This window comes from Tabrizicola soli, from assembly GCF_015999335.1.
In the GTDB taxonomy this organism is placed as follows: Bacteria; Pseudomonadota; Alphaproteobacteria; order Rhodobacterales; family Rhodobacteraceae; genus Tabrizicola; species Tabrizicola soli.
Map to the genome: position 1 here is coordinate 1 of NZ_JAEACP010000046.1, position 7663 is coordinate 7663.

The following is a 7663-nucleotide window of genomic DNA, read 5'->3' on the forward strand; positions in this document are numbered from 1 at the left end:
TCGCAAGAAAAAGCCCTCGGGGCACGCGTGCCAAGTCAAGGCACAAATGGCGCGGGGTGGAGCAGCCCGGTAGCTCGTCAGGCTCATAACCTGAAGGCCGCAGGTTCAAATCCTGCCCCCGCAACCAAATTTACCCGTCTTATCAAAGACTTCAAAGCCGAGCAAAACGCTCGGCTTTCGGCGTTTGCGGTTTACATCAACGCCACATCAACACGACACCAGAAAAACTGCACCAGCACGCATAAGCGGGCAGAGGTATGCAGCGGCGTGCAAAGGTTACGCCGTGACCTTGCGTGCATCGATCCAGCACTGCATCCTCGGCCAACAACTCAACGTTGTCCGAAAGCTAGTTTCCCGTGCCCACGTTTCACATCCCCCGAAAGCTCATCATCGGTGAAGTGCGTATTGCCGAAGGTGATCTGCTCACCGCGCCTGGTGTCGCAATCGTTCTCGCCGAACCAGGGGCAGGAAAAACTGCGCTGCTGGCCAGTCTTGCGGCGCGTTTTGGCACAACGCCAGTCAAAGCAAGCATCTTCGAAAGAACGACTGCGTCCTGCATCGTCGTCGATGCCTTCGATGAGGTTGCTCGCATTGATCCCACAGGCCTTCATCGCGCTTTGAAAGAGCTGCGACATACGGGAGCTGATCGCACAATCCTGTCGAGCCGATCTGGGGAATGGAGCGACGCGGACACTCGTCTTCTGCATGAAATCCTGGGCACCGAGCCGATCCTCGCCAGATTGGTCCCTTTTGATCAAGACGAACAGGCTCTGCTTTTTCGCCATCGCCACCCGGACGCCAACTTCGAGAATTTCCTCTCCGATGCCGCCCGCCACGACCTTACTCATCTCCTTGGCAATCCAGAGTTCCTGAACCTGTTCGCGGATGCGTTCGTTCAGGCCGGTGGCCGATTCACGAATCGACATGAGATCTTCGGCGACGCGGTTCGCTATCTGGCTCGCGAAACAAACAGGTCGGTTACCACCCGAGATGCGCCGACAACTGAACAACGCATTGCTTGGGCAGATGAAGTTTTTGCGCGCCTCCTCCTGTCAGGTTCCGACGGGGTTTCTATGGCTGCTCTCGCCGAAGGCCCAACATTCCCCCGTCTCGCTGACCTTGGCCTTCCCGACCAACGCCTCCCCTCGATCCTCGACACCCGCCTTTTCCGTCCAGCCGCAGGCGCCGACCGACATGAGCCGGTCCATCGCATCGTTGCGGAGCATTGTGCAGCCCGGGCGCTTGTCCAACGGATTGACGATCCTGCAAATGCATTCACCGTGAAGCAGTGTCTCAGCCTCGTGGCACCCAACGGTGCAACCCGTGATGACCTTCGTGGTCTCCTTGGTTGGATGGCGGCATTGGGAAGCCAGAATGTCCAGGATGCGGCAATCGATGTTGACCCCTATGCAGTCCTCTCAAACGGGGATCCATCGCGTCTCTCGGTTAGGTCCAGACATCGACTTCTTGAAGCCCTGGGCAAACTGGAGGCCGATGATCCCTTCTTCCGCCGTGTAGATCGCTGGCGAAGTTTCAGCGCTTCGGGGTTCTTTTCTCCCGACATCGTTGATGCGATCCGCCCGATGATTGTGCGCGAGGGCGGAGGAGACTTGCGCGCGTTGCTCCTCGAGCTTCTGTCGGGTTCGCCAGCGGTCACTTTGCTGCGTCCAGAACTGGAAGCGATCGTGCTGGACGCCACCGCCACGCCACAGTGCAGGCACGCAGCGCTCGATTGCCTCGTCAATGCGAAACTCGACCTGGCATTCATGGTCGATCCACTTATCGCGTCTGCCACGAACGAGGCGCTGCGTCTTGCTGCAAAGATCGTTGGCTATCTGGGCGTAGCTCGGTTACCTCGCGAAAAGCTTCGCGACCTGCTTCTGGTCTGCGCCAACTTGTACCCGGCTGATCCAAGAGAGCGCGAAGGCGTGATCGGATCACGGTACTTCATTCGAATCCTAGTGCGGGCTTTCGACGCTGATCTGTGTGGTTGGCTGCTTGGCGAGATTACTCAGGGCGTGGCGTGCACCTGCGGTGCGCGTTCATGGGAATGTTACTGCCGAGATGGCATCAGCAAGATTGCAGGGCATCTACTTGACAGATTTTTCGACATCGCTGAGGCGCCGCGGGATCCTGTGAGGATCTGGCGCTGGCTGAAACCACTTAACTACCACCGCGCTGCCAGTGCGAAGGATAGCGCGGCAGTCCGCGTCCTGCAGGAGGAACACCACCTGCGGCGTGAAATTCAGCGGATGATCTTCGAGGGGCTGAACACTCGAGAGGCCATGATCGACCAAGGGATCGACCGCTATGGCCATGCGGGGTTGTCTTTTCAGTATGACGATATCCGGCCGATGATGGATCACGCAGTTGCGACAGGCAATGTCGAACTTTGGGACTTTTTCGTTCACTCGCACAACTTCTATCGAGCGCGAGGGGAAAGGGGCCCGGACGAGCTTCGAAATTATGCTCGACAGCAAGCGCTTCAGAATCCGGATTTCCTCGCCAGGTGGGCACTCAGGCAACGCCGACAATTCCGCAGCTGGCGGCAAAATCGCGAACGGCGCTATCGCTTTCAGGCCCGTCGGCGGCGTCGAGAGCGCGCAGCTGAAGGCAAGGCGGTCAGATCACTGACCAGAGATCGCAGCATTATCGAAGCTGGCCAACACAAAGGCTGGTTGACCTACATCGCGCGCTGTTACCTGGTTCAACCGAACGACATGGACGAGCTTACGCGTGGGCTGATCGACGTAGGCGCGTCCCTGCGGAACTATCTCCGCACTGTCGGCGATGACATCCCGACCTTGGAACAGTGTGCGTTGGGCACCGCTCGCGCAAGCGTTGTCAGGCTCCATGCCGCCTGCGTCGCCGAGTTTAGAGCTACCCGTGACCTGTCACAGATTGATCGGCGCGTCCTTGCCGCGGTCCGAACAGACATCGGTGGATACAATTGGGGCAGTGAGGGTGAACGCGAGCGGTTCGAGGAAGCAGTCGATGGAACGCTTTTTCGCAACGCGGCCGATGCAGACGCGTTCATAACAGGGTACGTTGAAGCTCAGCTCGCCTCTGGAAGCGAAACGGCAGACGTAAGCTGGCTGGAACGAAAGCCAATGTTCCATTTCCTTCTGCCAAAGCGTCCTTTGGAATGGTTGCGCAAGTTTCCGGCCATTGCACACCACCCCTTAAACCGGCTCTTCGACATGGCTGTTCGCTACGGGGATCGCGCAGACCTGCTTTCCTTGATCAGGGAGCGCTGTGCAGACCTTGATTCCGGCATGCTTCCCCACAGGCTTGAAGCCCAAAGGCGCTTTTGGTTCCTTCGCCACTTCTGGTTCTTGGACGACGATCAGTCAGCGGTCTGGTCGGTTCTTGATCGGAACCCTGATTTCATCTTCGAACTCGAACACATCCGAAGTGACCAGAGAGGGGACGATGCGACATGGCCCGACCTGAGTGCCGCGAAAATTGCGCGCATCTTGGACACGTTCATTGACCGCTGGCCGCCTGTCCCACTTCCTTCAAGTTGGGGAACTGGTAGCCCGAAGCCGGAATCCGCCTATCGTTATCTGACTGACATCGTCTACATGATAGGACGGGATACGACGGACGCTGTCTTGCCGGTTCTGGATGGCCTTCTCGCCGATCCTCGGATGGCACCGTTTCACAGAAATCTGCGGAGCATACGGGCGGCGAGCAGGCGCACAAGATCCCTACGCGACTTCACACCACCCAGCGCCGCAGCCGTCAGAGGGGCACTTGATCAGGGACGGCCAGCCAGCGTTGAACATATGCGCCGCGTCGTTGTCGAGTTCCTTGGACGCCTACAGGACGATGTCCTCGGCGGTGATCTTGGGGTGATCGACCAGTTCTACGAGAAAGGACAGCGGCTTGGCGAGAACGCCGCGACGAAGCGCATCGTAAACTGGCTGAGACCTCGCCTTGAACCCCTTGGGTTTGTGGACGTGATTGAACATCAGCTTGCGGGCGGCAATCGATGCGACATCACATGCTCTATCCAAACGCCTGCGGGGCGCAGGATGTTGGTTGTGGAAGTCAAAGGCCAATGGAATGCTGAACTTTTCACAGCTGCCCAGATGCAGCTTGCAGATCGCTACGCAGTACACCCAACAGCAGAAGAACAGGGTGTCTATCTGGTTCTCTGGTTTGGGGCGAATGAAAAGATCGCAGGCCTAAAGAACCACGATAACTTGCAGGCATCTGGTCTGAAAAAGAAACTCGAAGAAGGCTTGCCCGCCGAGCTTGTGGGCAAGATTGATGTTGTGGTTCTTGACCTCTCCAGGCGTTAAAGGTCGGCGCTGGCCTCCCCTCTACCGGCAGACCCGCGCCTGGTCGCGAAGGACCGCGTAGTCGCCGAGCATCCTGACAATGACGGCCCCTTCCGGCAACGCTTCGACCTCGCCGCCCGCCCGCGCCTGCTCGGCGGCCGTGTAGTCAACGACGGGTGGGCAGGGCGCGCGGGTCTCAGAACCGCCCATCGCGCAGGCGCTCAGCGAGAGCATCGCGATCAGGAGGGCGACGGGCGGCGGCGTCGAGCATCTGGCGGTGGATGGCATCGTTTCTCTCTCGGAGGTCTAGCCGTTCGGCCGCGCGCCCAGCGCGTTCACCGGCACGGCGCAGGTTCAGAAGGAACAGCAGGATCGCTGCTGCGGTGAGGATGAGGCCCAGCGCTTTTCGCGCCGGGCCATGGGTCAGAAGCCAGCTGATCACCGCTGGCCCCGCTTCCAGTCGTCGAGTCGGGCGTGGATGGTGACGGCGATGCCGATCAGCGCGATGGCGATCAGCACCCAGCGCAGGGTGTCGAGATAGGGCACCAGTGGCTGGATCGTGGACTGAGTTTCCGCAAGGACATCCTGCAGCACCTCCACCCCGGCCGCGCCGACAGTGGCCGCCCCTGCGGCCCCGCCACCACGCAGGGTGCGGCTTTCCGACAGGACTTCGCGCGCAGGCGGCAGTTCCGGGGCAAAGGGCACCGCGCGGACCGGGAAGGGATCGCCCCAGGACCGGGCGGGCCCAAGGTCGATGTGCATGAATCCCGAGCGCGGGTAATAGCCGAATCCAAGGAACCCGACCGCACGCGCCGCCGCCTCGAAGGTTGCGGGATCGTGGTTCGACATCGCGATGTCGAAGGCGGTGGCCTGCATGTGCTTCGAGGCCGGGGCCCCGCCGACGGCGCGGTTGTGTTCGGGGCTGCGATAGGCGGAACGGACGATCAGCGGCTTGCCGAGCCGGTCGCGCAGCGCCTGCAGCCTGTCCATGGCCTCGGTGTTGATCTTGATCGCACCGGTGCCGCGGCAGGCGATCTCGGCGGCCGAGAAGTTCGGCCAGCGCCAGGCTTTCTCGGGCACGTCGCGCCAATGCGCATAGGTCAGAGTGGGCATGGGGAATCCTCCAAATGAAGAACCCGCCAAAGGGCGGGTTCGGGTGGTCGTTCGGAATTGCGGGGGGAGAGTCACTCCGGGCGCGTGCGCTGGAAGGCCTCGAAGAGCATGTCGCGCATGGCGCGGATGTCGGTCTCGATGCGGTCGAGCCGGTCGGCATCGGCCTTGCGGTCTTCGGCGCGCTGACGCTCGACGCGCTCCCGCTCCTGTGCAAGCTCGCGGTCGAGACGGTCGAGGAGCGCCTCGTTGGTGAAGGCCTTGCGGGTGACGGCGGCCGCGAGCGCGAGCGAGCCGCCGATCAGGGCGGTGAGGGCGGCGGTCAGGCCATGGTCGCGGAAGGCCTGCGCCACGCCCTCGAGGAGGCCGGGTCTGTCGGTCATGTCGGGTTTCCTTCAGGGGATGGGAGAGGCTCAGACCGCGGCGAAGCCGGTCCAGATCGCGTCGAGCTCTTCCTCGGTTTTCCCGGCGGCCGCGGCGATCATCGCGGTCAGGGGATCGAGCCGGTAGGCCATCTGGAAGGCGGCGAAGGTGACGCGGGCGTCGGTCTGGTCGGGCTCCGGCAGGGCGGCGAAGGTGGGCTCGAGGGCGGCCGGGACAGCGCCGGTGGCGGCCGCGGCCACGGCTTCTTCGGCGGTGATGAGCCCCAGCCGGTGGAGCGCGATGAAGAGCTGGCGGCGGGTGAGCGGCGGGATCGCGGCGCGGGGATCCTCGGGGGGCGGCTCCGGCACCACGGGCGGCGTGAAGGGCACGATGTCCGGCCGGGCGGAGGCAGAGGCCCAGAGCGGATGGCCTGGTTCCACGATCACGACATGGCCGCTGTCTTCGATGAGGGCGAGGATGGTGCGGTCGGCAGTGCGCCATTCGGCTTGCATGGATCAGATCCCGATCAGAGAGCGCTGGTCCGCGAGGTAGCGGACGTTGCGGATGAGTGAGCTACCGGTGGTGTTGGTGGTGGTGTTGCCGACGTCGGTTGTTCCGCCTGTTGCGCCGAGGCGGATGCAGAGCGTCTGGCCCACGGCCAAGGTCACATCGATGCTGCGGGCGGCCCAGGAGGTGCTGGAGGTGGTCCATTCCTGCAAGACCACCCCGTCCCGCACCACGGCGGCATATTGCGTGGCCGTGGTACCACCCCGGGCCTGGTCGAAGGCCACGCGCAGGGCGCAGTCCCGGGTGGCGGTGATTCCGGTTTCTCCGGCGAGGAAGACATAGCTGGTCCCGTTGCCGGACTTGTCGTGGGAGATGGGCAGGGTACCGCCGCCGGAGCAATGCTTCAGGACCACGATGTCGGCGGCGGCTGTCGGCGCCATCGCATCGGGCAGGAGGTTCGAGACCCCGGTCACCAAGGCGGCGATCGCCTCCGCCACCCGGAGCGGGGTCATCAGCGTGGCATTGTCGGTCCCCGACTGGGCCTGCGCCTGGCTCGCGAGCCCCAGCGTGGCCCCGGCGCCAAGTCCGAGCGCCGTGCGCTGTGCCGCGACGCTGGCCGCCGCGATCAGCGCCCGCCCGGCTTCCGAACTGCCCGCCAGTTCGAACCCGCTCGCAGCCAGTGTGCCGAGCGGGGTCCACCCCGTATTCAGCGCATTGCGGACCTTCACGACCGGACTGGCGCCGGAAGCATCGACCCAGAGCTGCCCGGCCGTCGTGGTGGAGGGCGCGGTTGCCCCGAAGGCGCAGGACTGCAGGGCCGCCAGGATCAGGTTCAGCTCGGCCCGGAACTGCGCCCCGGACTGGTTGGCAAGATTGTAGTCGACCATCAGGATACCTCTTCCGCATGGATGCGGAGCCTCAGGAGGAGCACGTTGTAATCGGGGCTCTCAGACATCAGCCGGGCGCGCAGCTCGACCGCCCGGACCTCGTCTTCCGAGCTGTCGAGCCGGGACCAGTCCGACCAGCTGGGCGTGCCTGCCGGATCGTCGTCGGTGCTGCGGGCTTCGACGATCACGTCGATCTCCGCGCCGTCGGTGTCATCGACATCGAGCCAGCTGTCGATCAGCGCCAGCCGGTCATCGATCAGCCCGCCGAGGTTCAGCGCGGCGACATCGATCTCCGAGCGCAGCCGCACGCGGCGCAGGGTCCCGAAGTCCATCCCGGCCGGGAAGGTGAAGCTGCCCTCGCTGGTGATATCCGCAAGCTTCAGCGCCCCGCCATCGACCACGACATTGACCCCGCTGCCGATCCAGCCCGGGTCGGCCGCGAGGCTCATCACCGGGGCGAAGGGCAGGACCTGCGCCCCCTTGGTCACGACGCTGGCGACAGGTCCGAGA

Annotated in this window: 6 protein-coding genes, 1 tRNA gene and 1 pseudogene; 2 read left to right on the top strand and 6 right to left on the bottom strand. The window is 63.1% G+C overall.

The features are described from left to right. Positions 1-50: 50 nt before the first annotated feature. Positions 51-127: transfer RNA gene (locus I7S92_RS22795), tRNA-Met, on the top strand. Between the two features lie 229 nt (positions 128-356). Then, entirely contained in the window at positions 357-4307 is a 3951-nt protein-coding gene (gene eruA / locus I7S92_RS22800) for an NACHT domain-containing antiphage protein EruA (protein ID WP_197647795.1), read from the top strand. A gap of 175 nt (positions 4308-4482) precedes the next feature. Here the strand turns inward: eruA and I7S92_RS22805 are convergent, their stop codons facing one another. The 6 genes and pseudogenes from I7S92_RS22805 to I7S92_RS22830 all read right to left on the bottom strand — a co-directional run. Then, on the bottom strand, positions 4483-4728 hold the full coding sequence (locus I7S92_RS22805; protein WP_197647796.1) for a hypothetical protein: 246 nt from the start codon (positions 4726-4728) through the stop codon (positions 4483-4485). Continuing rightward, a complete protein-coding gene (locus tag I7S92_RS22810; RefSeq protein WP_197647797.1) occupies positions 4725-5399 on the bottom strand; it encodes a YcbK family protein in 675 nt (224 codons plus the stop codon). The genes I7S92_RS22805 and I7S92_RS22810 overlap by 4 nt, the downstream gene beginning before the upstream one ends. Positions 5400-5470: 71 nt before the next feature. Continuing rightward, the gene (locus I7S92_RS22815) at positions 5471-5779 is read right to left on the bottom strand and encodes a hypothetical protein (protein WP_197647798.1); all 309 of its coding nucleotides are present in this window, start codon (positions 5777-5779) and stop codon (positions 5471-5473) included. Positions 5780-5809: 30 nt separating this feature from the next. After that, complete coding sequence (locus I7S92_RS22820; protein WP_197647799.1) at positions 5810-6271, bottom strand: hypothetical protein; 462 nt, start codon at positions 6269-6271, stop codon at positions 5810-5812. Positions 6272-6274: 3 nt separating this feature from the next. Continuing rightward, the gene (locus I7S92_RS22825; RefSeq protein WP_197647800.1) at positions 6275-7153 is read right to left on the bottom strand and encodes a hypothetical protein; all 879 of its coding nucleotides are present in this window, start codon (positions 7151-7153) and stop codon (positions 6275-6277) included. Then, positions 7153-7663, bottom strand: a pseudogene (locus I7S92_RS22830) (phage tail protein); the annotation flags it as partial. The pseudogene I7S92_RS22830 and the gene I7S92_RS22825, both read right to left, overlap by 1 nt.

Coding starts and splice junctions, on each gene's coding strand:
- I7S92_RS22810 (WP_197647797.1), bottom strand. CDS start 5,399: ATGCCCACTCTGACCTATGCGCATTGGCGCGACGTGCCCGAGAAAGCC.
- I7S92_RS22815 (WP_197647798.1), bottom strand. CDS start 5,779: ATGACCGACAGACCCGGCCTCCTCGAGGGCGTGGCGCAGGCCTTCCGC.
- I7S92_RS22820 (WP_197647799.1), bottom strand. CDS start 6,271: ATGCAAGCCGAATGGCGCACTGCCGACCGCACCATCCTCGCCCTCATC.
- I7S92_RS22825 (WP_197647800.1), bottom strand. CDS start 7,153: ATGGTCGACTACAATCTTGCCAACCAGTCCGGGGCGCAGTTCCGGGCC.